A 23,184-nucleotide genomic window follows, 5' to 3' on the forward strand; every position below is an offset into this window, starting at 1 on the left:
CGATGATGATTGAATGGATTATCCGGCGCTCCGTCGCCAACCGTTTCCTGGTGATGATGGGCGCTTTGTTTCTCAGCGTCTGGGGAACATGGACTATCATCAATACCCCTGTGGATGCATTGCCCGATCTGTCTGATGTGCAGGTGATCATTAAAACCAGCTATCCCGGTCAGGCTCCGCAGATTGTTGAAAATCAGGTCACGTATCCGCTCACGACAACCATGCTGTCGGTACCCGGCGCAAAGACCGTGCGTGGTTTTTCCCAGTTTGGTGACTCCTATGTTTACGTCATTTTTGAAGACGGTACTGACCTCTACTGGGCTCGCTCGCGCGTTCTGGAATACCTGAACCAGGTTCAGGGCAAATTGCCTGCCGGTGTAAGCTCAGAAATAGGACCAGATGCCACCGGTGTCGGCTGGATATTTGAATATGCCCTGGTGGATCACAGCGGAAAACACGATCTTGCAGAACTGCGTTCCCTTCAGGACTGGTTCCTGAAATTCGAACTGAAAACCATCCCTAACGTCGCGGAGGTTGCGTCAGTAGGCGGCGTGGTTAAGCAGTATCAGATTCAGGTTAACCCGTTGAAGCTGGCGCAGTACGGTGTCACGCTGCCCGACGTTAAACAGGCTCTCGAATCATCTAACCAGGAAGCAGGGGGTTCATCCATTGAAATGGCGGAAGCGGAGTACATGGTCCGCGCCAGCGGTTACCTTCAGTCCATTGATGATTTCAATAATATCGTCCTGAAAACGGGCGAGAATGGCGTGCCGGTTTATCTGCGCGATGTGGCCCGCGTGCAAACGGGCCCGGAAATGCGGCGCGGCATTGCAGAACTTAACGGCCAGGGCGAAGTTGCTGGTGGCGTCGTGATCCTGCGCTCGGGGAAAAACGCACGTGAAGTTATTACCGCAGTGAAAGACAAACTGGAGACGCTGAAAGCCAGCCTGCCAGAGGGTGTCGAGGTGGTGACCACCTACGATCGCAGCCAGTTAATTGACCGCGCCATTGATAACCTGAGTAACAAACTCCTTGAAGAGTTTATCGTGGTAGCCATCGTCTGTGCGCTGTTCCTCTGGCATATCCGCTCTGCGCTGGTGGCGATCGTTTCTCTGCCGCTTGGCCTGTGCATTGCCTTTATCGTCATGCATTTCCAGGGGCTAAACGCCAATATTATGTCTCTGGGCGGGATTGCCATTGCCGTGGGGGCGATGGTGGATGCCGCCATTGTGATGATTGAAAATGCGCATAAACGGTTGGAAGAGTGGGATCATCAACACCCTGGGGAGCAGATAGACAACGCAACCCGCTGGAAGGTCATTACCGATGCGTCCGTTGAAGTGGGCCCGGCGCTGTTTATCAGCCTGCTGATCATCACCTTGTCGTTCATCCCCATTTTCACGCTTGAGGGACAGGAAGGGCGCCTGTTTGGGCCGCTGGCCTTCACGAAGACGTATGCCATGGCGGGTGCGGCCGCGCTGGCAATCATCGTCATTCCTATACTGATGGGGTTCTGGATCAGAGGGAAAATCCCCGCGGAGACCAGCAACCCCCTGAACCGACTGCTGATTAATGCCTATCATCCGTTATTGCTTCGCGTGCTCCACTGGCCGAAAACGACCTTGCTGATTGCGGCGTTAACTATTTTTACGGTCATATGGCCGCTGAGTCAGGTCGGGGGGGAATTTCTGCCAAAGATCAATGAGGGCGACCTGCTGTACATGCCGTCAACGTTACCTGGCGTATCGCCGGCAGAAGCTGCCGCGCTCTTGCAGACGACAGACAAATTAATCAAAACCGTCCCTGAAGTGGCGTCCGTATTTGGTAAGACCGGTAAGGCCGAAACGGCGACCGACTCCGCGCCACTGGAAATGGTCGAAACCACTCTTCAGCTTAAACCTGAAGATCAGTGGCGACCAGGAATGACGATTGACAAGATCATTGATGAACTGGATAAGACCGTGCGTTTGCCCGGCCTGGCTAACCTCTGGGTACCGCCGATCCGTAACCGTATAGATATGCTCTCCACCGGCATTAAAAGCCCAATCGGTATCAAAGTGTCTGGCACCGTTTTGTCTGATATTGATGCCACTGCGCAACGTATCGAAGCGGTGGCCAAAACCGTGCCGGGCGTGGTTTCAGCCCTGGCAGAACGTCTGGAAGGCGGACGCTACATCGATGTGGATATCAACCGGGAGAAAGCATCCCGATACGGAATGACGGTGGGTGATGTGCAGCTGTTTGTCTCATCAGCCATCGGTGGCGCAACAACCGGCGAGACGGTTGAGGGCGTAGCCCGTTACCCGATCAATATCCGCTACCCTCAGGATTACCGAAACAGCCCACAGGCACTGAAACAGATGCCCATTCTGACGCCCATGAAACAGCAAATTACCCTGGGCGATGTCGCTGATATTCGTGTCGTTTCCGGACCTACCATGCTGAAAACGGAAAATGCCCGTCCTGCCAGCTGGATTTATATTGATGCCCGTGGCAGGGATATGGTGTCGGTTGTAAACGACATTAAAACCGCTATCAGCCAGCACGTAAAATTAAGACCGGGCACCAGTGTCTCTTTCTCCGGACAGTTTGAATTGCTGGAGCACGCCAATAAAAAACTGAAACTGATGGTGCCAATGACGGTAATGATCATATTCATTTTGTTATATCTGGCATTCCGTCGTGTTGATGAGGCACTGCTTATTCTGATGAGTCTGCCATTCGCACTTGTCGGCGGAATTTGGTTCCTGTACTGGCAGGGCTTCCATATGTCCGTGGCGACCGGAACCGGCTTTATTGCCCTGGCCGGGGTGGCAGCAGAGTTTGGCGTGGTGATGCTGATGTATTTGCGTCATGCCATTGAAGCCCATCCGGCGCTTGCCCAGCGGGAAACCTTTACCGCGGAAGGGCTCGATGAAGCCCTTTATCAGGGGGCGGTACTCCGCGTGAGACCGAAAGCGATGACCGTGGCGGTTATCATTGCCGGTCTGTTGCCCATCCTCTGGGGAACCGGTGCGGGCTCAGAAGTCATGAGCCGGATAGCCGCGCCGATGATTGGAGGAATGATTACGGCTCCGCTGTTATCCCTGTTCATTATTCCGGCCGCCTACAAATTAATCTGGCTGCGAAGACATAAATAAACGCGCGACGATATTAAAAGGACACGCTGGAGTGTCCTTTTTTATGCGTATGGGGCAGGGGGTTATTCCCCGTATGGCCCAGTGACAGAAATGTCATCAGCCCGTCACGGGATAAACAGAGGTCGGTTTTTATAATCAATGATAATTCAGACGCCGATGCATTTATCTCTGAATTTTCATTCAGCGATATTGCAGAGCATGTAAACTTAGGAGATTCGACCATGAAAAAGATCCTGTTATCCATTGTCACCATTATGGCTGTCACCTCATCTGGCTGGGCAGCAGAAACGATCAACATGCACGACCAGGTTAATAACGCTCAGGCAACTGCGCATCAAACCATGGCTGAGATGCACAAGAAAATGCTCAAAGCTGGCCCCTGTAATACTACTCCCGAATCGGCAAAGTCTTTCTCCACGATGAATGAGCATGAGAAGACCGCCGTTGTGCATGAAACGGCGAACAATGGGCAGTCTTCTGTTATTCACCAGCAACAGGCAGAGAAACATCGCCGTATGAATCAGGCGAATTAACTGGCGCGTGGTGGATGTCACGGGTATACGCCCCTCGAGTGTGGGGCGTTTTCAGCATCTTTTAGAAGGTCGCAGTAAGAATGCAGCCACCGCTGAGCAGTATCATGCCGATAAGGAGAAGCGTTGCAGTTGGTTTGCAGACATGACCTGCCGAGGTTACAGCGCGCGAGAATGTTCTTCTCTCTGGCTATCGTTCTTCGCCATATTCTTTACACTGCGTTTCAGCGCGTACATCGCCAGCGTGCCCGCCTCATGATCAACCGAAGCGGTGATCGTTTGCCTGGCAACCTCATCAAAATGCCTGTCCCGATCGGGCGTGACGCTTATCTCAACGATATTCATCACGGGCGTATCCTGTATGCCCTGACTTTTTGCAAAGGCAGGGCTGCTTATTAGCAGGCAAGTTAAAAACATGAGACTCTTTTTCATGATGATCCTTTTTCTAAACCAGAAACAGGCTACCGCGTCCAGACCTGCTTAACGTCTTTGGATGAAGGCTGGGTTATTGATGCCCTGAAAAGCATTGATTCGCACTTTGACAGTGAAAAAGGCCCCGAATCGGCACAGGCAAAAATGTTTTATGACAGCCTGATCCACAACGCTGAAAACAGAAGACCGCCCGACCCGTATCCTGATAAATCCCAGGACGAACTGCTGTTCGGCGCACTGCATACAAACCAGATGAACATCCCGGAATATGTGCGGCGGCTGATAGTGAAACACGACAGCGACTGGCACAGTACACGCGATGATACACGCTGGTCATCGGTATTTAAGGACAGGGACGAAAGTCCGGTTGTGCAGCTGGCTAACGGGGGATTTCTGGATGCGACGCGCTGGATGGATAAGGTTCCACCGTTCGCCAGTCAGCGGTATGTATGGCATTTTCATCCGCTTGAATTCCTTGAGATGCTCAAACCCGCAGGCGGGAAAATTACGCTGCCAATGTTACGGAAAATATGGACGAATAGTCGCAAGGTCAGCGACGAGGTTCTCCAGCAGGTGGCGGATGAGCTAAATGATAATCTGGAACGTTGTCACCTTAATACCGAGGTTCGGCTGTATCATTTTATGGCTCAGGTCTATCAGGAAACGGGAGCTACGTTCATGATTGATGAGGATTTAAATTATGCGGCAACAGCACTCCCTGGTCTCTTCAGCTATTATCGAAGACATCCTGATGAACAGCAAATTGATGGGCGAACAGGTGCACACAGAGCAAATCAGGAAGCGATTGCCAATAAAGCTTATGGCGGACGTAATGGTAATACAGAGCCTGGTGATGGATGGCGCTATAAGGGCAGGGGGATGAAACAACTCACAGGGAGATATAATTATAGAGTCTTTACTCAGTATGCTAATAAGGTTTGGGGCGATCCAGTGGATTATGAAGAGCATCCAGAGTTAATTACTGCATCAACAAAGCAAGTGGTTCGTTCAGCATTGTTCTTTTGGGATTTTTATGATGCATATAAAAAAGCTGATGGTGGTATAACAGAGAGTGCATCACATAGTGTGACGAATATAGTAAATCCGGGTACTAATACAAAAAATGCCCGATACAAAAATTTGATTACGTTTGCCGACGAAAAAATATTTATTGACATTTATTGATTCGATGTAAGGGCTTACCTAATGGTAAGCCCAATTTTTATTTGATGCGTGAGCTGTTAAAAGTAAAGAGCGACTCAAAATTATCTTGTATCGTGCCATCTATGCATTTGATTTTATTGCTTTTTATGTTGTTTCTGCTGACGTAAACCCCTGTAAAGGTTTCGTCTGATGGAACATTGATGTCACTTAATGCGGAGACTGAATATGTATATTCTCCATTATGGAATGTAACAGTGTTAAAAACATAAGGTCCGGATTTGTTTCCAAGTTGAACTTCTGATGAAAAAATAGTTGGAATTTTCTCGCTGAAAAGTCGAGTCTCTAGAGTTAAATCATTTTTTTTATCATTGCCATATGTGTACTTTAAGGTTTCATCTGTACGTTCTATTTTTATTATTTTTTTGCTTTTTGTCATGCATTGAAAAACTAATTCTGTATTTGCAAAAGCGTTTGATGCAGAAAAAAACAAGCCAACTAAAAGAATGGTAATTGTCTTTATCACAAGCTTCTCCTTAGGGTTTCATCCGCACAAAGCGGACAATTCTTCGTATCCGTTTCATGGTGAGAACTATGTTGATGGTGATTTTGTGGCGGGAATGGATCATCTTTATTACTGGTCACTTCTTTGCCACATACGGTACAACGGTAAATTCCTGAAACAGGAACAGTGTCACCAGGATTGTACTGTGACGTCCAGCGCTCTTTGTCGCCCTCAACGCGCTGTAAAAATTGCTCTGTCTCGCTTGTAAATGCAGCCATTATTTTCCTTTTTGAACTCAATCCATATACTCAACTATCGCCAAAGTCCCGTAATACGTGATGTACAGGAATGAGCCATTGTTGAAGGATCCGATAGCAGTGGAGATTCTCACTCCATAGATAAGATTTCCCCGGTTGCCAGCTGACTTAACAAACACGACGTATGCTTCGTCATGCTCATTGCGCTTCTTCTCGAAAACGTGAGGTATAAAGATGGCCATCCACTTTGCATAATCTTCCGCAGTTGCATGTTAATTGTATGACAAAAGCCATGAAATCTCTACATTGAAAGTACAGCCAACCTTAAAACGGATTCAATCATAATTCCTTTTGCTTTAAGTCGAGCATGTAGTGTCGAAGGCTGAATGGGGGATTTTTCGAGCCCCTCATGTACCATAGCTAGTTACTCGGCCTTGATGTAAGCATCAAGCTCCATACCCTGAATGACTTTGTCGTCTGCATTAAATTGTGGTGAACATGACGGGCAGGGTAGTTACGGTATCAACCATGAGATGAGTTCTCTGGTTGTTCCTGGATAAATGTAAGATGGAATATGCCATGAACTTAGCGATATCCCCATAATTGTTGCGTTATGAAGTTATCGTAAAGCCACAACTGAATTTTAGCAAACGACTGATTCGCCGGTAAGTTGCTGAAAGAGCGGTCCTCATGTACTTAACTTCAAACCCAGCATATTTAACATAATATACATTATGCGCACTTACATAGATTAAGGCAGAATCTGGCTTTTTATGGTCATCCTTGTTCTGGTGTTTGACAGCCTCTAATGCACCTTATCTGCTCCGAATCCTCTAAACCTGCATAGCCATCTTCACTCACGCTGTTTATTCTCTGGCTTCTCTGCCGGCGCTGCATACCAGTTATCTTCCGTCACGACGACCGCGCCTTCTGGTTGCATCACAAAGTTTGGCGACATGATTTGTACATTAAACTCGTTAAAAACATCCTGAATATTGCTGTGCAGTTCATTGCGGGCCTCCGCCAGTGACTGCCCGGCACGCAGCTTCACCTGAAGTTCATAAGCAATATACCAGTCCATCAAACTCAATTGTCTTACCAGCGGCTGTTGTGACTGATCGATACATTTCGCCCGTCTGGCGGCAATCTCCAGCATGGCATGAACTTGCCGCCATGGCGTGTCGTATCCGATAGTGACACCTGTCGTCAGGTTCACGCCACCATCTGGATTTTGCGCGCTCAGATTAGTGATTTTGCCGCTAACTACGACAGCATTCGGTACGGTTACAACATAATTCTCCCGCGTAATGATTTTCGTCGCGAGCATACCTAGGTTGATCTCTGCTTTTTGAGCATAGACCAGCTCTACTCTTCTGCAACTGTCTTAAAAAACTCACAATGCACAATATTACTTGAAATTGCACGAAATTGCCGATTAATATGAAGCCAGAAACAAAAGACGCAGAAACGTGCAAACTCATGCATTTTTACTTACTGAGGTTGATATGACACAACAGTTGATTTTAATCGCCGGCCCCTATCGTAGCGGCACCGATGGCGTGCAGGCGCGCATTGATGAAAACCTTGCTCGTCTTGAAAATGCGGCGTTAGCCGTCTATCAACGGGGCCACGTTCCGGTTATTGGCGAATGGCTGGCCTTACCGTTGGCAAAAGCGGCTGGCTCGAAATCGATGGGTGATGAAATCAGTGAAGCAATGCTGTATCCCGTCGCGCACCGGCTCATAGCGAAATGTGATGCTCTCTACCGGATTGCCGGCGCGTCCAAAGGGGCCGATATGGACATTGAGGTGGCGCAAACGCTGGGGCTTAAGATTTACACTGCGCTTGAGGATATCCCTCAGGTTTGATGTTGCCTGCCAGCTTGTCGGCATACCGACAGGCCGGATCATAAAGGCTTTTCGCGTGGGTTATGCCTTTTCCGGTTCAGAGGTCATCACCACGGAAACCCCCTTTTCTTTTACCGCGTTAATCCAGGCGCTATCGGTATCGTCTTCAACGACAATCGTGTTCACCAACGACAGATCGCCAATCACAAAAGATGACGCGGTATTGATTTTTTCGGGGGAAGCCAGCACAACCGTTTCGGCGGCTCTGCCGGAAAATGCACGTTTGATACTCGCCTCTTCAAAATCACCGGTCGTCAGGCCCGCATCAGGATGGATGCCGGTCACTCCCATAAAGAACAGGTCCGCATGGATTTTTTCGATGCCTTCGATAGCAGCCGCGCCGACCGCAACAATAGAGTGTTTATACAGACGGCCACCGATCAGGATAACTTCAATGGAGGGATGTTCGACAAGTCCCAGCGCAATGCCAGGGCTGTGCGTGACCACGGTTATCTTCAAATCAGGAGGCAGAAACGTAATCAGCTCTGACGTGGTCGTGCCGCCGTCAATGATCACCACCTGGCCGTCAGAAATCAGCTGCGCACCTTTACGGGCGACATTTTTCTTGGCATCCATCTTTACCGATTTACGCTCAGCAAACGGGGCAATGGCCGAGGATGACGGCAGCGCCCCGCCGTGAACACGCTGTAAACGCCCTTCTGCCGCCAGCTCGCGTAAATCGCGCCGAATGGTGTCTTCAGACACCGCGAAGAGCGTGCTGAGCGCTTTCGACTGGACCTGACCTTCAGCCTCGAGCTTTTCAAGGATCAATTGTTTTCGCTGCGTTGTGAGCATAAGGAATTCCTGATATTGCACGTTTAATCTTGAAACTGCACGACAATGCTGTTTATGATAATTACTCTACGTAAGGAGGAACAAACGTGCAATCAAAACGTGCAGATGTACGCATCATAGAAAGTGAAACACTGTCTGATAACTGGTACATCCTGAAAAAATATACCTTTGATCTTCAGCGACGCAATGGCGAATGGCAGCGGCAAAATCGCGAAGTTTACGACCGGGGAAACGGAGCCACCATCCTGCTTTATAACCGGGATAAAAAGACGGTGATCCTGACCCGCCAGTTCCGTTTCCCTGTCTTTATTAACGGGCACGAAGATGACCTTATTGAAGCTGCTGCGGGCTTGCTCGATAACATGGATCCGGAAAGCCGGATTAAAGCAGAAGCGGAAGAAGAGACCGGCTATAGCGTTTCCCGCGTTGAGAAAATTTTTGAAGCTTACATGAGCCCGGGCTCCGTCACTGAAAAACTCTATTTTTATCTCGCCGAATACCAGCCGAAAGACAGAACCAGTGAAGGCGGTGGACTCAAAGCGGAGGGTGAGGATATTGACGTACTGGAAATGACGCTGGAAGAGGCACTGCGCGACATTGAAACGGGCAGGATTGTCGACGGGAAAACCATCATGCTGCTTTATCATGTTGCCCTGAAAGGCATTCTGTAATTGCCGCAGGACAGACACCTGCCGCAGTGCAGGTGTCTGCGTGTGCTATTCTTGCTGAAGCATGCACAACGGAGATGCGAAGATGGCCGACTGGAACCCTTCCCTGTACCTGCGATACGGAGCCGAACGTACGCGCCCCGCCGCTGAATTACTCGCCAGAATTCCCCTGGATGACGTGTCATCCATCGTCGATCTGGGCTGCGGGCCTGGAAACAGTACGGCGCTGTTAAAACATCGCTGGCCTTCAGCGCACGTCACAGGGGTCGATAACTCACCTGCGATGCTGGACGAAGCCCGCAACGCCTTACCGGATTGCCACTTTGTTGAGGCCGATATCCGCCAGTTTAAGCCCGGCCAGCCGCTGAGCCTGATTTACGCCAATGCCTCGTTGCAGTGGGTGCCCGACCACTACGATCTCCTGCCGCACCTGGTCTCTCTGCTCACGTTAAATGGCGTACTGGCCATTCAGATGCCTGACAACTGGCTTGAGCCCACTCATATGGCGATGCGTGAAGTTGCCTGGGAACAAGGCTATCCCGATCGGGGTCGTGAAGCCTTGCCCGGCGTACATGCCTATTACGACATTCTGACAGACGCCGGTTGTGATGTGGATATCTGGCGGACAACCTATTTCCATAAAATGAGCTCACACCAGGCCATCATTGACTGGGTAAGCGCGACCGGTTTACGTCCGTGGCTGCAGGAGCTTAATGAGAGCGAGCAGAAACGTTTTCTCAAGCGCTACCATGAAATGCTGGAAGAGCAGTATCCGCTCCAGGAAAATGGGCAGATACTGCTGGCTTTTCCACGGTTGTTTATCATTGCTCAACGTCAGCCCTGAGCAACGTTATGACCGGGCCTCTTTAAGCAACTGCTGGATAACTTTTTCCTGTTCTTCATAGTTACCTTCACCAAAAGAGGTATAACGTAACTGCCCTTTGGCATCGAAATAATAATGTGCCGGCCAGTACTGGTTACCGAAGGCGTTCCAGATCTGGTAGTTATTATCCGTCACGACCCGATACGGCAGTTGCCATATGTTCACCGCGTTTTTCACCGACGAGAGCGGTTTTTCCCATGGATATTCAGGCGTATGCACGCCGATGACCACCAGACCCTGGGACTGATATCGCGTGGCCCAGTCGCGGACATGCGGGAGCGTATGCTGGCAGTTGATGCAGTCCCAGGTCCAGAAATCAATCAGGACGACTTTACCTCGCAATGATTCAGACGTGACAGGGTCACCATTAACCCATCCGGTTCCGCCACTTAACGAAGGCAACTGACTGCTGGGTTCGGTCATTGCGACCGGCTGCAGTTTTACTGGCGCAGTGGCGGGCTTCGCCAGGGTCAACAGCGTGGTTTCAAGACGGTCTGCCACCCCATTTGCACCTTTCAGCACCGAGTTCATCCCCGTGGCGTTGAATGCCACAGCCGCTAACATCACCACGCCCGCCCCCTTGCGCACCCTTTCCATCAGCGCTGATTTGGCCCGCAGCGGTGCCATCAGTTTCCGCCCGCCGGCCATAAGCAGGCCCAGCATAAGCGCACATCCGCTGCCATACGCCGCCAGCAGCGCGCCGGTGGTGATGGCCGAATGACCCGCAATATTGATACTGAAAATAGCCCCAAGAATCGGTCCGGCACAGGGAGACCAGAGCAGACCGACGGCCAGTCCGGCCAGGAAAGCGGAAAACATTCCGCGCGTTTGTCCGCTGCGGGTGTTGAGGATATTGCCCGCGCTGACCGCGGGCCCGGCTATACGCTGGGCGAAGGACGGGAAAATCAAGGCCAGCGCGGCTGTAGCCAGAATAATGAGTGCCAGCCAGCGCCCTATTATCGTGGCATTCGTGATCCATTCGCTGGCAACCGTGACAACCATCGCCACCACGGTAAACATCACGATCATCCCTGCCAGCAGAGCCAGGATATGTCTTCGCTGCCCCTGAAAACCGGCAAACAGAAGAGGTATCACCGGGAGCGTACATGGACTGAGCAGGCTTATCATCCCGCCCAGAAACGCGATTATCAAAAACATAAAAACCTCACATTACAGATGGCCTGCGACGCTGCAGTGAGGGTATTTCATCGTACGGATGTGTTTGGGATGTGTGCAAAAAGGGACGATTTGTCTGCTCTCGTATCGGTCACGCAACCGGATACAAAACCGTACAATCAGCGACGCGGCAGCGTTACCGTGACCTTCAGCCCGCCTTCAGGAAGGTTTGCCAGCCGCAGTTTCCCGTCAAGCTGCGCGGTCAGTTGCGCGGCAATCGCCAGCCCCAGGCCGGTACCGCCGGTATCACGGTTACGCGATGTTTCTACCCGATAAAAAGGCTGTAATACCGCGTCGAGTTCAGCCTCGGGTATCCCCGGCCCGCCGTCCAGAATATGGATAGCAATGTGTCCGGCTGAAGAGTCATCAATCTCAATAACGGCATAGCCACCAAACTTAAGCGCGTTATCCAGGAGGTTGGTCATCACCCGGCGAAGTGCCTGCGGCCGAGTCACTATCGGCAGGCGGGCGTCGTTTGCCTGAAACTGCACGTTTTTACCAATGTCCTGATAATCACAGGCAATGCTGTTTACCCAGGCATTGAGCTCCAGCTTTAGCGAGGTCTCTTCCAGAGATTCTGATGACCGGGCATAGGCAATCCCCTCCCGCACCAGACGGGTCATGTTATCGAGGTCGTTCAATAACTTGTCGCGTAACTCGGGTTGATCGGCCATCTCGACGCGCAATTTCATGCGCGTGATGGGCGTCTGCAGGTCGTGAGAAATGGATGCCAGGATCTGCGCGCGTTCGCGAAGATAGGACTGAATGCGCGCCTGCATCGCGTTAAAGGCATGCGCGGCTCTTTGCACTTCTACCGGCCCTTTCTCCGTCATTGGTGTGTTTGCCGCCGGGTCCAGCGCGTCAACCGCACGGGTAAACTGAGAAAAAGGCCGAATCACCTGACGCACGGCGATCCAGGCACAGGCCGCAAGCAGCAGCAGCTGCAATACCAGCACGACAGGTAACCAGCTGGCGACCGGTGGCATGCGTGGTGTCAGATCGATGGTCAACGGTGCCCCATCACGTAAGGTGAGATGCGCCTGAATATGGGAAATGGGACCGGGAACGGCGGTAAACGTGAGCGGGTAGTCAGCCGTAAGGGTCTCTTTTAGCGTTCGAATGGCGTCGCGTGAACGTTTATCCTCAGGGGGTGCGCCCGGTTCTCCAGGCCCGAGAATATAGCGATAGTTACCGCGCTCCAGCCGCGGCAGCCAGGCCGCCCGCTCCTGAGCGGGAAGTCGGTCAAGAATGGCCACGCTAGTGGCTACATCGTTTTCCAGATTACCCAGCATTACGGTGCGGGCGCTGTGCATGCGTTCAACCATCACCAGCGTCAGGCTGAGAGTATTGGCCAGTAAGAGTCCAGCCAGCACGATGACCAACAGCCGGGACAGCAACGAGCGTGGCCAAAGCGTCATTCATTGGCCTCTTTTATGGTCACCGGCATTGTAAAGACATAGCCTTCACTGCGCACGGTCTTGATATAGGCCGGCGTGCGGGCGTCTTCATTCAGACGCTGACGCACCCGGCTCACCAGCAGATCAATCGATCGTTCAAAGAGCTCGGCATCGCGCCCCTGGGTCAAATTTAGCAGTTGATCCCGGGTCAGGACACGCTGAGGGTGATCGAGGAACACGCGCAGAAGACGATATTCCGCCCCGCTGAGCGCCACCACCATCCCTTCACTGTCGATTAAATGACGGGCCACGGTGTCCAGTTGCCATTCTCCGAACGTGACCAGTCGTCCGGCTTCCGTCACCTGTAAATTGGGGGGCATTGTGCGGAAACGACGTAAAATGGCTTTGATCCGCGCGAGTAACTCGCGTGCAACAAAAGGCTTCACGACATAATCGTCTGCCCCCATCTCCAGCCCGAGGATCCGGTCTGTTTCCTCGTTACGCGCCGTGAGCATCAGAATGGGCAAGTCTTTATGTTTACCGCTTCGGAGCTGACGACACAGCGTTAATCCGTCATCGCCGGGCATCATGACATCCAGCACCACAAGATCGATATGCTGTTTATCAAGCACAACTCGCATCTCTTTGCCATTTGCCGCGCCAGAGGCGCGATATCCGGACTTAACGAGGTAATCGACAATCAGCTCACGAATATCCCTGTCGTCATCGACGACAAGGATATGATCAATATGCTCCACAGAAATCTCCAGACTGAAGGGTAACGTATTGAAAATAGCACATTTCAGAGTTTATCTGCGTCCACAACTGCGTTGACGAAATCCTGCGGATCTTCCTGTGGTGGGTTGTGACCTACGGTTTTGCCAAAGGTACGGTGTTCATACTTGCCGGTGAATTTCCCGGCGTAGGCCTGTGGTGCAGGATGCGGCGCCCCGTTGTTTCCGCCTTCGATGGTGATCGTCGGGACGGTAATATTCGGAAGCGTTGCCAGTTTTTGCTCATAACTGTCGTATTTGCGCTCCCCTTTTTCCAGCCCTAAACGCCAGCGATAGTTACTGAGCGTCACCGCAACATGGTCCGGGTTATCAAGGGATTTGGCACTGGCGTTAAACGTTGCATCGCTAAATTTCCAGTCAGGTGATGCCTGTGACCAGATCAAACGGGCGAAGTCATGGGTGTTTTTGGCGTAGCCTTCAGCGCCACGTGCGGTGGCGAAATAGAACTGATACCACCACTGAACTTCTGCTTTCGGCGGTAAGGGTTGTTTGCCAATCTGCTGGCTGCTGATCAGGTATCCACTGACGGAGACCAGCGATTTAACGCGTTCTGGCCACAGCGCCGCGACGATGTCCGCCGTACGGGCACCCCAGTCGTATCCTGCAAAAACGGCCTGCTTGATGTTCAGGGCATCCATCAGGTTCACAACGTCTTTCGCCATGGCCGAAGGCTGGCCGTTACGCGGCGTTTTGTCTGAGAGGAAACGGGTAGTTCCGTAGCCACGCAGAGAAGGCACAATCACCCGATATCCTTTGGCAGCCAGCGCAGGAGCAACTTGCGCATAACTATGAATATCGTAGGGCCAGCCGTGTAATAAAATGATCGGTTGGCCATCTTTCGGGCCGATGTCGACATAACCGACGTTAAGGTCGCCGGCGTTAATCTGCTGAGGATGATCAAACGCCGTCGTGAAATCAGTACCGGTTGCTTCGGCCTGACAGGACATGACGGTACCAAGAGAAACGGTTAATGCGAGAGTTGAGTATGCGAGTTTGCTGAACATGTTGTTATCTCCGATTGAGTACGATTCACGGGTATATAACAACATCGGTTTGTATAGCGGATATGTGCGAATGGGCCTTTATTGCAAGCCTGTGTATGTATCAGAGGCGTTGATACAATGTGATACAAACACAGGTCATTGCGTCTTAAAGCGAGACGCGATAACGAACGTAATCGTCGGCTTCGCCATATTGGTCGTAGAGTTTACGTGCCGGGTTGTTCTGCCGTGTGACCCAGTAAAGTTTCGACCACCCTTCGCGCTTGCCTTCGTCCATCAGGGCATCAATGAGCGCTTTTCCGGTCCCTGCTCCCCGTTGGCTGGCAGCAACAAACAGGTCTTCCAGATAACAAACGGGCGCTGTCGACCAGGTTCCTTCGTGCAAAATACACATGGCGAAGCCGATGACGCTGCCGTCGCTTTCCGCAACCCGGCAAAACATCGATGATCGCTCGTCGAGCGCCCTTTGCCATGTCGCGGCGGTCACGGACTCATCGAGGACACAGTCATAAAAATGGGTGTAGCCGTCCCACAGCGGACGCCACTGGGAATAATCTTCTGCGCGTAAAGCTCTTACCGTAACAGCCATATATTCCTCATATTACAAATCGAAAGCCTTTTAAAAGCAGTTATTGGTAGTAAAGAATTCCAGCACACCGAAAAAGAATGTGATAGAGATGAAAATACCAGAAGGTGAACAAAAACATAACGCTTAAACAGGGAGAACCACGGATGACAATACCGACGCTAACGACAGACCGCCTGTTACTCATTCCCCTGGTCGCGGAAGATGCCGTCCAGATACAGCGGCTTTATCCACGCTGGGAAATCGTTCGCTATATGGTCTCCTCAGTGCCCTGGCCCTACCCGGATAACGGCGCGGAGTATTATGTTAATAACGTTGCGCTGCCGGATATGGAAAAAGGCATTGCCTGGTTCTGGAGTATTCGACGTCGCGAGGCGCCGGATGAGCTGATGGGGATTATCTGCCTGTACGATGTCGAAGATAACAACCGTGGGTTCTGGCTGGCGCCGGAGTTTCAGGGTAAGGGATACATGCGTGAGGCCAGTATTGCGGCGACGGATTATTGGTTTAACACCCTGAACAAGCCAGTGTTGCGTGCGCCAAAAGCGGCTGCTAACAGCCGCTCCCGTCGTATTTCAGACAGTAGCGGCATGCGGCTTATCAGGACAGAAAAGAAAGCGTACGTCAGCGGCATGCTGGATTCCGAACTGTGGGAAATCACCCGTGACGAATGGAATGCCCGTCAGGTCAGTTGATAATACTTATCCGGTAACAGTCTTTCGGGGATCTCTTCTTCATCGTTCATCTGCAACAGGTCACGTTCCATCATGTTGCAGATGGCGTCCAGCGGCAGGTCATTATCTTCGGTACCAAACGGGTCTTCCAGCTCTTCCGCCAGCGTATCCAGAGAGATAAAGGTGTAAGAAATCAGCGCCGATACAAAAGGCGTCATGTAGTGCAGATCGACGACCAGCGCGAACGGCAGCATGATGCAGAACAGATACACCGTACGATGAAGGATCAGCGTGTAAGCAAACGGTACGGGTGTCGTCAAAATACGCTCGCAACCCGACAGGACGATGGACATGTCGTTCAGCCGGTTGTTGAGACTGTGGAACAGGATATCTGAGAGCTCGCCATTGCGACGCCTGACGGCAAGCCACTCCCCCATGATCAGTAAAATACGGTTCGCCGGCGAGTTGGCGTTCATCACCTTGCGTAAATCATCTTCCGTAAGATAACGGGAAAGTTGTTCGGCGTTCGTTTCCCGGCGCAGGGTCATGCGCAAACAGTTGGCAAAGGCAATCTGCAGGCGGACAAACTCGCCGAGATGTTTATCGTCCGGCAAGGTGTTTTTTACCTCGCGAAACAGAGAGCGTGCCGCTATCATCAGTTGCCCCCAAAGCTGGCGCGCCTCAACGTAGCGGGAATAGCAGGCGTTGTTTCGGAAACCGAGAAAGATAGCGATCGCCACACCGAGAATGCTAAATGGCGCAACGGTAAATTTGATGCCAAGGGACGTGTACCACGGCAGCATCAGGATCACGGCGATAGAAAGCAGGAAGTTGAGTAGCAAGCGGGTATAGATTTTTGGCAGTACCGAGCCATGCCAGACAAAGATGAGTTGTAACCAGTGCTGTTTAGGACGAACAATCATAGTGAGTTTCAGGAAAGAAAAAGAGCGTGGCTATTAAACGTGATCCCCCTCACGGTTGCAAGCATGTTAATAAAACATTGAATTTTCTGACTTGGCTAGCCTAAACCGCACGGTGTCAGAGGTGTTTTTTAAAAACAGAGCAAATAGTATGTTGTAACTAATAAAATCCCCATTAAAACCCGGCCGAAGCCGGGCAACGGTGTTAGCAGAGCGGTTTAACCGCCGCACGCATTCCTTGAAGCAGAATAGCATCCAGATCCCGCGTAACCTGCTCGACCAGGCCGTTAACCTGCGTAAGATCTTGCTCCCAGTGTTCACTCACGCTCAGTACCGATTTTACCAGTTGACGGGTAGTGATCTGGCGATCGTGATGCTGTGTCCACAGCTGCTGGAAACGCGCCAGCCAGTGCGCGTCGTCCTGTACCGGGTAACTTTCCCCGTTACGCTCCCCGCGATAAAACGCAATCAGTGCCGCTAAAGCAAACGTCAGTCGCGCAGGCAATGACCCGGTTGCTTTCTGCCCTGCCAGCAGCTGCGGCAGAATGCGGGTGCGGTACTTGGTCATCCCGTTGAGAGCAATCGACAGCAGCTGATGCCGGATGTAAGGGTTACGGAAACGGCCCGTTACCGCACTGGCGAACGATTCCAGCTCATCACGCGGCAAATCCAGTACCGGAATAATTTCCTCATAGATAGCTTTTTCGACAAAAGCACACACGTCAGCATCGTTCATCGCCTCGCCTACCGTGTCCAGCCCGGCCTGGAAGGCTACCGGTACCAGCGCCGTGTGCGCACCGTTCAGAATGGCGACTTTACGCTCTTTGTAAGGGCGGATGTCATCCACGATCAATACGTTGAGCGGGAACTTATCAAGACGCAGTTCGCTGGCAAGGGAGTCAGGGCCCTGAATCACAAACAGATAGAAGTGTTCGGCGGTATCCAGGAACCCGTCCTGATAACCCAGTTCAGCCTGCAGGGCGGCCACTTCGTCACGCGGGTAACCCGTTACAATGCGGTCAACCAGGGTTGAGCAGAAACAGTTGGCATCGTTCAACCATTCAGTAAAGGCCGTCGGCAGCGCCCACTCCTGCGCGTAGCGCAGCACCAGTTCCCGCAGCGCATCCCCGTTGTAGTCAATCAGTTCACACGGAATGATGACCCAACCTTTGTCTGGCGCACCGTTAAAATGACTGAAACGCTCGAAGAGCAACCGCGTCAGTTTCGCCGGGTAGCTGACGGCAGGCGCATCTTCAAAGGTGTCGCCCGCGTGATAACCGATCCCCGCTTCCGTGGTATTCGAGAACACAAAGCGCATCTCAGGGTTATGAGCCAGCCTGAGGAACGCATCGTATTCGTTATAAACGTTGATTTCGCGGTTAACGGAACGGATAAGGCGCGCATCGCTCACCGCATCGCCCTTCTCGTTCAGGCCGCGAATGATCGTGGTATACAGTCCATCCTGCGTATTCAGCGACGGCGGAAAATCACTTTGAATGGGACGAACGACCACCACACCGGCGTTAAGATCGGTATGTTCGTTTAACAGGTCGATTTGCCAGTCGATAAACGCCCGCAGGAAATTGCCTTCACCAAACTGAATGATACGTTCCGGGTAGTGTGGACCGGGAAAATCATGACGGTTAAGTGTGTTCACAATGGGTTCCTTTTATAATTAGTCATACAGCCTGATAAGATTGGTACGATAACTTATCAAAACTTTACGACCGGGAACCCTGTTTTGATCAATTCATGATGGAGTTGTGAAAAATAATTATAAGAACTTATAGAACACGGAGGTGGCGGTCATCGCACCGTCCGGCATCAATGCATAGCGCGGGATCTCCCCCACTTTTTGCCAGCCAGCACGCTGGTAGAACGTCTCGGCACCGCTGCCAGTCGACGTATCCAGTACCAGGACCGAAATGCCTCTGGCTCTGGCCTGAACTTCAAGCTCTTCCATCAGGGCCATTGCCGCCCCTTTACGGCGCGCTTTTTCATGGACCAGCAGTTTTGCCACATCCGCGCGATGCGGCTGATTCTCCGGCTGATCGGTGATCAACTGTACCGTGCCGATAACACCGTCCTGCGGATCGATACTGGCCAGCACAAGACGTTCATTGCGTCCCACGCTCTCAGCAATACCGCGCCAGAAAGCACGTGCTTTTTCCGGGCTAAAGGGCAACATAAAACTGACGGATGCGCCGCCGTTAACGCAGTTTTCGAGGATCGCGGACAACGCATCGAGGTGGGTGAGGATCTCTTCCCGGGTGAGGTTTTTGATGTGCAGTGAGGTATTCATTGTTTTTCCTTACGTTGAATACCGTCACTGTGCAATTAACATCTTATTAACGCAAACGGATCGATCATAGGCTTTTGTTATGTCATCTTTCGCGATGGCGCTGCTGCTTCATGGCATACATCTTTTCATCGGCCTCTTTTAGCCACTGTTGCAGGTCATGACCATTGTGGTCGAATTCACTGAGGCCCCACGAGAACAGAAGCGACCACGGATGCAATTTGCGGGCATTATAATTTTCGACCTGCTCGGCCAGATACTGCATCGCAATCCAGGCCCCCTGCTCATCCGTATCGGCGAACAGCACGGCAAACTCATCCCCGCCAAAGCGAACCAGCAGATCCGCCTCACGGAAGGAGGAACGCATCAGTTGCGCCATCACGTTCAGCGCCTTATCGCCTTCCTCGTGGCCGTAGCGATCGTTTATCTCCTTAAAGCGATCCAGATCCAGCCAGCCGAGGGTTAACGGCTCTGCACGGCGTCGGGCGACGGACAGGGTAAACCGAACGAGCTGATTAAAGCCCCGACGGTTGAATAAGCCCGTCAGTTCATCGGTAGTCGCCGCACTGACGGCGGCAAATTCATCTTCTGCCAGCGCGCCCAGGTCTCCCAGCACGGCAAGATCGGCCGCCGTAAACTCGCGCGGAGAATAATCAATCAGGCAAAGCGATCCGACGCTCGCGCCGTCGCGCAGACGCAGCGGGAAACCAGCGTAGAAACGAACGCCAGGCTCACCGGCCACCAGCGGATTATCGGCAAAGCGGTCATCCTGACGCATGTCCCCCACCACCAGCGGCGCTTCGCTGAGGATCGTATGGCCACAAAATGAGATATTGCGCGGGACAGAGTCCGGTGCCTGGCCATCCGCTGACTTCACGATCAGCGAATGCTCATCGATAAGATTGACCATCGCCAGCGGCACCTGGAAAAAGCGTTTTGCCAGACGCGTCAGGCGGTCAAAGGCCGGCGAACTGTCGATTTCAAGCAGGCCTGATTCGCGCAGCGAGTTCAGACGTTCCGTTTCATTTTCAGGGGTTGCAGGTGTTTTCATAACGTCTCCTGACGCAAGCTTTACTAAAAGCGTAGCTTAAACAGAGACATTGTCAGTGTACGAATATCCTGTTCAGACGCTATTTGTTAACGTCACTGGCTCATGACGACTAATGCAGTGATGTTTCGCTGCCGGACGTTGCAGTAACCTGCTCATCCGACAGCCGGGCGCTGGTCCGATTTCGCCCCGCTTTCTTTGAACGATAGAGATGATCGTCCGCTTCAGCCATCAGCTTATTAAAGACCTCCGTCAACTGCCATGACTCAGATTTACCACTGCCCAGGCCAATGCTGACGGTCAGATACAGCGTCTGCTGGCGCCAGGTAAACGGATGATGTGCGACGGTGGTTCGGATGCGTTCAGCCAGTTCAAAACCGTGCTGCGCATCCCCGGAGTTCACGACCACCGCGAACTCTTCTCCGCCCATTCGCGCCACCATACCGTCCTCACCGACAACCTGCTGAACCTGCCGGGCAAAGGCCGCCAGTATGCGATCACCGCACTCGTGACCGTAGTTATCATTGATGCTTTTGAAGTAATCGATATCCAGCAGCATGACGGTTAAAAAACGCGAATGCCGGTGCGCCTCTTCTTGCTTTAACGCTTCATAAAGCCCGGAGCGGGAATAGACATGCGTCAGAAAATCATAATCTGCCCGCAGTGACACCTGACGAATCAGTGAATTAATGGCCGCCACGCTGACGGAGACCATCACCGGACAAATAGCCATAGTGGCAATGCCCAGCCGGGCTGAGAACATCATCGGGGTCGAAAGCGGTGTCGCAACGGCAATATTGATAATGGAGTTGGCAACCAGAATGATCTCAACGGCGCCCGTGAGAAACGTCAGTAAACAGGTGACGGGCAGCGGGTAGCGTACCGCACACCAGATAAGCGCCGGCAGCGGGAAACAGAGGCTCCCCGCGCCGCCAATCACCACCGATGCGACCACCGAGACAATCAACGCCATAACCGGGAACAGCTGCTCCAGACGTAACTGAATATCACGCACGGGCAGGCTAATCGTCAGCATACACGGCACAATCAGCACCCCCGTTGAAAACTGCTCGCTAAACCAGTCGGCAAACAGCGGCCAGAAGGTGTGACTGTCGATACCGACCGACCCCACCGCGCCAAGCAAGGCACACAGCAGCGCAGCAATCAGGCAGTAGTTAAACAGACGCAGCGCATTAAGCGGATCGGGGGTTTTCATCAGCCGTTTATCACGCAGAACCAGTATGGCGACCACGACGATAAAAATCATATTCGACAGGTTAATCACCAGCGAGGCCATTCCCCAGCTGGTGGTGACCGCGTCGTACATCAGCATGGCAACATACGCGACCGCGTAGTTATGCAGACGATTCAGATAAGCATAACGGGCGAATACTCCCGCCATAACGCCATTCAGTGGCCAGAACAGCGACAACGCTTCAACCAGACGCAATTCAGCACCCACAAAATAGAATAAGGTGGTGAGAATAAAGATCCACGACGCATTACGCAGCGGAGTATCGGGTTGAAAAAACCTGAAGGCAGAGAGAGCAGAACGCATTAAATATCATTCCGTATAATAACTTATGGCGATTATGTCGATCGTCAGCAGGATCTGAACTAACTTAACCTGCATCTATAACACAAATACAACAGGATCATAACTCGTCAAATTTAGGCGTTCATCTGCAGCACCAGCCAGTGGTGGATCACGCTGACGATATAATGCTGTTGCTGCGCGCTGAGCTGAACACCCTGCGGAATGTTATGCCACTTTGCCAGACAGCCACGACAACAGGTGGCGGTGGCATGCTGAGCGATAAACACCGGATGACCGCGCATGGGCGTCTGTTTCCCGTCATTGGTGGGATGGGCCGGTGCAAGACGCCGGGCAATAAAATCGGCGGCGTGCTGGTCAATGGTTTCGGCACCTTTGTCCCAGCAGTACTGCCGTTCCTTCGTGCCTAAGCGAAAGCGCGAACGAAAAGGCGATCGTGCCAGGCGGGCAAAAAGCGGATCCAGGGTCGACATCAGTATACGGAACGTCCCAGACGTTGGGTCAGTTTCTCCAGAACTGCCACACCGGCAAGTGAATTTCCCGTTTCATCCAGCTCCGGGCTCCAGACGGCAATCGCCATTTCGTGAGGCACGATTGCCACCACCCCGCCGCCGACACCCGATTTAGCCGGAAGACCGACGCGCCAGGCAAACTCTCCGGCGTTCTGATACATCCCGCTGGTCGCCATCAGGGCATTCACCTGACGCGCCTGCATGGGCGAGACAACATCTTGCGCGAGGTGCGGCGCATGCCCCTGATGGGCGAGGAACAAGAATGTCTGTGCCAGTTCAACACAGCTCATTTCCAGCGCGCAGTAATGGAAATAGTTTTGCAGCACGGTGGCGACATCGTTATGGAAGTTACCAAACGATTTCATGAGCCAGGCGATAGCCGCGTTACGGGCGGAGTGTTCAAACTCCGAGCGCGCCACCACCGCATTGTAGGCAATATCCGCGACGCCCGAGAGCTGGCGGACAATTTCAAGCATACGCTGGCGAGGGGCGCTGAGACGGCTTTGCAGCATATCGCAAACCACCAGCGCACCGGCATTGATAAACGGGTTACGCGGTTTACCCTGTTCAATTTCGAGCTGAAGCAGTGAGTTGAAAGGCTGCCCGGACGGATCTTTCCCCACGCGGTGCCAGATTTCGTCTTCCTCATACTGGCGCATGGCCGCAACCAGACTGAGTACTTTTGAAATCGACTGAATTGAAAAACGCTCGGTGGCGTCACCGGCCTGGTAACGCTGCCCGTCTACCGTACAAATGGCAATACCCAGCTTATTCCCGCTGACTGAGGCAAGGGCCGGAATATAGTCGGCAACCTTCCCTTTTCCAATTAACGGACGAACCTGCGACAGAATCTCGTCCAACATCTCATTATGGATGACCGCAGCCACACTTTGCTCCTTGCCCTCAGGCTAAAACGGGCTGCGAGTATAACAGAGGCTTATATG

23 protein-coding genes and 1 pseudogene are annotated in these 23,184 nt (G+C 52.2%); 7 read left to right on the forward strand and 17 right to left on the reverse strand.

The window, feature by feature from the left end; translation table 11 throughout:
* Positions 1-5: 5 nt before the first annotated feature.
* Together silA and AM410_RS19290 are read left to right on the forward strand one after the other, a co-directional pair.
* Positions 6-3,140 carry a Cu(+)/Ag(+) efflux RND transporter permease subunit SilA gene (gene silA, locus AM410_RS19285; RefSeq protein ID WP_108648266.1) on the forward strand — a complete coding sequence of 1,045 codons (3,135 nt, stop codon included), beginning with the start codon at positions 6-8 and terminating at the stop codon, positions 3,138-3,140.
* A gap of 221 nt (positions 3,141-3,361) precedes the next feature.
* Positions 3,362-3,673: a Silver-binding protein gene (locus AM410_RS19290; protein WP_108648268.1), complete on the forward strand. Its 312-nt coding sequence runs from the start codon at positions 3,362-3,364 to the stop codon at positions 3,671-3,673.
* A 156-nt stretch (positions 3,674-3,829) separates the two neighbouring features.
* On the opposite strand, the gene AM410_RS19295 is transcribed toward AM410_RS19290, so the two are convergent.
* Positions 3,830-4,102 carry a hypothetical protein gene (locus AM410_RS19295; protein WP_236900091.1) on the reverse strand — a complete coding sequence of 91 codons (273 nt, stop codon included), beginning with the start codon at positions 4,100-4,102 and terminating at the stop codon, positions 3,830-3,832.
* A gap of 57 nt (positions 4,103-4,159) precedes the next feature.
* On the opposite strand from AM410_RS19295, the gene AM410_RS24235 reads away from it, so the two are divergent.
* Positions 4,160-5,287, forward strand: coding sequence for a glycoside hydrolase family 19 protein (locus tag AM410_RS24235; RefSeq protein ID WP_236900093.1), 1,128 nt, complete (start codon positions 4,160-4,162; stop codon positions 5,285-5,287).
* Between the two features lie 37 nt (positions 5,288-5,324).
* Here AM410_RS24235 and AM410_RS19305 read toward each other — a convergent pair whose 3' ends face one another.
* The 3 genes and pseudogenes from AM410_RS19305 to AM410_RS19320 form a co-directional block, all read right to left on the reverse strand.
* Positions 5,325-5,789: a hypothetical protein gene (locus tag AM410_RS19305; protein ID WP_108648269.1), complete on the reverse strand. Its 465-nt coding sequence runs from the start codon at positions 5,787-5,789 to the stop codon at positions 5,325-5,327.
* A complete protein-coding gene (locus AM410_RS19310; protein WP_204247281.1) occupies positions 5,786-6,046 on the reverse strand; it encodes a protein L in 261 nt (86 codons plus the stop codon). The genes AM410_RS19305 and AM410_RS19310 overlap by 4 nt, the downstream gene beginning before the upstream one ends.
* Positions 6,047-6,878: 832 nt before the next feature.
* Positions 6,879-7,358: pseudogene (locus tag AM410_RS19320) on the reverse strand (mechanosensitive ion channel protein MscS); the annotation flags it as partial.
* 172 nt (positions 7,359-7,530) lie between these two features.
* Here AM410_RS19320 and AM410_RS19325 point away from each other — a divergent pair.
* Positions 7,531-7,893 carry a DUF4406 domain-containing protein gene (locus AM410_RS19325; protein WP_041162604.1) on the forward strand — a complete coding sequence of 121 codons (363 nt, stop codon included), beginning with the start codon at positions 7,531-7,533 and terminating at the stop codon, positions 7,891-7,893.
* A gap of 60 nt (positions 7,894-7,953) precedes the next feature.
* Here the strand turns inward: AM410_RS19325 and AM410_RS19330 are convergent, their stop codons facing one another.
* Positions 7,954-8,727: a DeoR/GlpR family DNA-binding transcription regulator gene (locus AM410_RS19330; RefSeq protein WP_020884137.1), complete on the reverse strand. Its 774-nt coding sequence runs from the start codon at positions 8,725-8,727 to the stop codon at positions 7,954-7,956.
* Positions 8,728-8,813: 86 nt separating this feature from the next.
* Here AM410_RS19330 and AM410_RS19335 point away from each other — a divergent pair, with 86 nt between their 5' ends.
* Both AM410_RS19335 and tam read left to right on the forward strand, forming a co-directional pair.
* Positions 8,814-9,398: an NUDIX domain-containing protein gene (locus tag AM410_RS19335; RefSeq protein WP_108648272.1), complete on the forward strand. Its 585-nt coding sequence runs from the start codon at positions 8,814-8,816 to the stop codon at positions 9,396-9,398.
* Between the two features lie 82 nt (positions 9,399-9,480).
* Positions 9,481-10,239, forward strand: a complete 759-nt coding sequence (tam, locus tag AM410_RS19340) for a trans-aconitate 2-methyltransferase (protein WP_108648273.1) — start codon at positions 9,481-9,483, stop codon at positions 10,237-10,239.
* Positions 10,240-10,245: 6 nt separating this feature from the next.
* Here tam and AM410_RS19345 read toward each other — a convergent pair whose 3' ends face one another.
* The 5 genes from AM410_RS19345 to AM410_RS19365 all read right to left on the reverse strand — a co-directional run bounded on the left by AM410_RS19345 (position 10,246) and on the right by AM410_RS19365 (position 15,235).
* Positions 10,246-11,436, reverse strand: a complete 1,191-nt coding sequence (locus AM410_RS19345) for a cytochrome c biogenesis protein/redoxin (protein ID WP_108648275.1) — start codon at positions 11,434-11,436, stop codon at positions 10,246-10,248.
* Between the two features lie 137 nt (positions 11,437-11,573).
* Entirely contained in the window at positions 11,574-12,872 is a 1,299-nt protein-coding gene (locus tag AM410_RS19350; protein ID WP_025204192.1) for an ATP-binding protein, read from the reverse strand.
* A complete protein-coding gene (locus tag AM410_RS19355; RefSeq protein WP_025204193.1) occupies positions 12,869-13,609 on the reverse strand; it encodes a response regulator in 741 nt (246 codons plus the stop codon). Before AM410_RS19355 ends, AM410_RS19350 begins: the two co-directional genes overlap by 4 nt.
* A 44-nt stretch (positions 13,610-13,653) precedes the next feature.
* On the reverse strand, positions 13,654-14,649 hold the full coding sequence (locus tag AM410_RS19360) for an alpha/beta fold hydrolase (RefSeq protein WP_108648618.1): 996 nt from the start codon (positions 14,647-14,649) through the stop codon (positions 13,654-13,656).
* Between the two features lie 145 nt (positions 14,650-14,794).
* Positions 14,795-15,235 (reverse strand): GNAT family N-acetyltransferase, encoded by a 441-nt coding sequence (locus AM410_RS19365; RefSeq protein WP_047356495.1) that lies wholly within the window; start codon positions 15,233-15,235, stop codon positions 14,795-14,797.
* Between the two features lie 143 nt (positions 15,236-15,378).
* Between AM410_RS19365 and AM410_RS19370 the strand changes: the two genes are divergently transcribed.
* Positions 15,379-15,927, forward strand: a complete 549-nt coding sequence (locus AM410_RS19370; RefSeq protein WP_020884145.1) for a GNAT family N-acetyltransferase — start codon at positions 15,379-15,381, stop codon at positions 15,925-15,927.
* On the opposite strand, the gene AM410_RS19375 is transcribed toward AM410_RS19370, so the two are convergent.
* From AM410_RS19375 to glsB, 7 genes are all read right to left on the reverse strand, one after another.
* The gene (locus AM410_RS19375; RefSeq protein WP_032681009.1) at positions 15,915-16,829 is read right to left on the reverse strand and encodes a bestrophin family protein; all 915 of its coding nucleotides are present in this window, start codon (positions 16,827-16,829) and stop codon (positions 15,915-15,917) included. The two genes, AM410_RS19370 and AM410_RS19375, sit on opposite strands and share 13 nt — an antisense overlap.
* Before the next feature lie 202 nt (positions 16,830-17,031).
* Positions 17,032-18,483: a tagaturonate reductase gene (locus tag AM410_RS19380; RefSeq protein ID WP_108648277.1), complete on the reverse strand. Its 1,452-nt coding sequence runs from the start codon at positions 18,481-18,483 to the stop codon at positions 17,032-17,034.
* Positions 18,484-18,600: 117 nt separating this feature from the next.
* On the reverse strand, positions 18,601-19,128 hold the full coding sequence (locus AM410_RS19385; RefSeq protein WP_020884147.1) for a GNAT family N-acetyltransferase: 528 nt from the start codon (positions 19,126-19,128) through the stop codon (positions 18,601-18,603).
* Positions 19,129-19,210: 82 nt separating this feature from the next.
* Positions 19,211-20,176 (reverse strand): sensor domain-containing diguanylate cyclase, encoded by a 966-nt coding sequence (locus AM410_RS19390; protein ID WP_014170057.1) that lies wholly within the window; start codon positions 20,174-20,176, stop codon positions 19,211-19,213.
* Positions 20,177-20,285: 109 nt separating this feature from the next.
* The gene (locus AM410_RS19395) at positions 20,286-21,731 is read right to left on the reverse strand and encodes a sensor domain-containing diguanylate cyclase (RefSeq protein WP_020884148.1); all 1,446 of its coding nucleotides are present in this window, start codon (positions 21,729-21,731) and stop codon (positions 20,286-20,288) included.
* A gap of 113 nt (positions 21,732-21,844) precedes the next feature.
* Positions 21,845-22,201, reverse strand: a complete 357-nt coding sequence (locus tag AM410_RS19400) for a DUF4186 domain-containing protein (RefSeq protein ID WP_014170055.1) — start codon at positions 22,199-22,201, stop codon at positions 21,845-21,847.
* Entirely contained in the window at positions 22,201-23,127 is a 927-nt protein-coding gene (glsB, locus tag AM410_RS19405) for a glutaminase B (RefSeq protein WP_025204200.1), read from the reverse strand. The genes AM410_RS19400 and glsB overlap by 1 nt, the downstream gene beginning before the upstream one ends.
* Positions 23,128-23,184 lie beyond the last annotated feature (57 nt).

The organism is Enterobacter cloacae complex sp. FDA-CDC-AR_0164, assembly GCF_003071645.1.
In the GTDB taxonomy this organism is placed as follows: domain Bacteria; phylum Pseudomonadota; class Gammaproteobacteria; order Enterobacterales; family Enterobacteriaceae; genus Enterobacter; species Enterobacter ludwigii.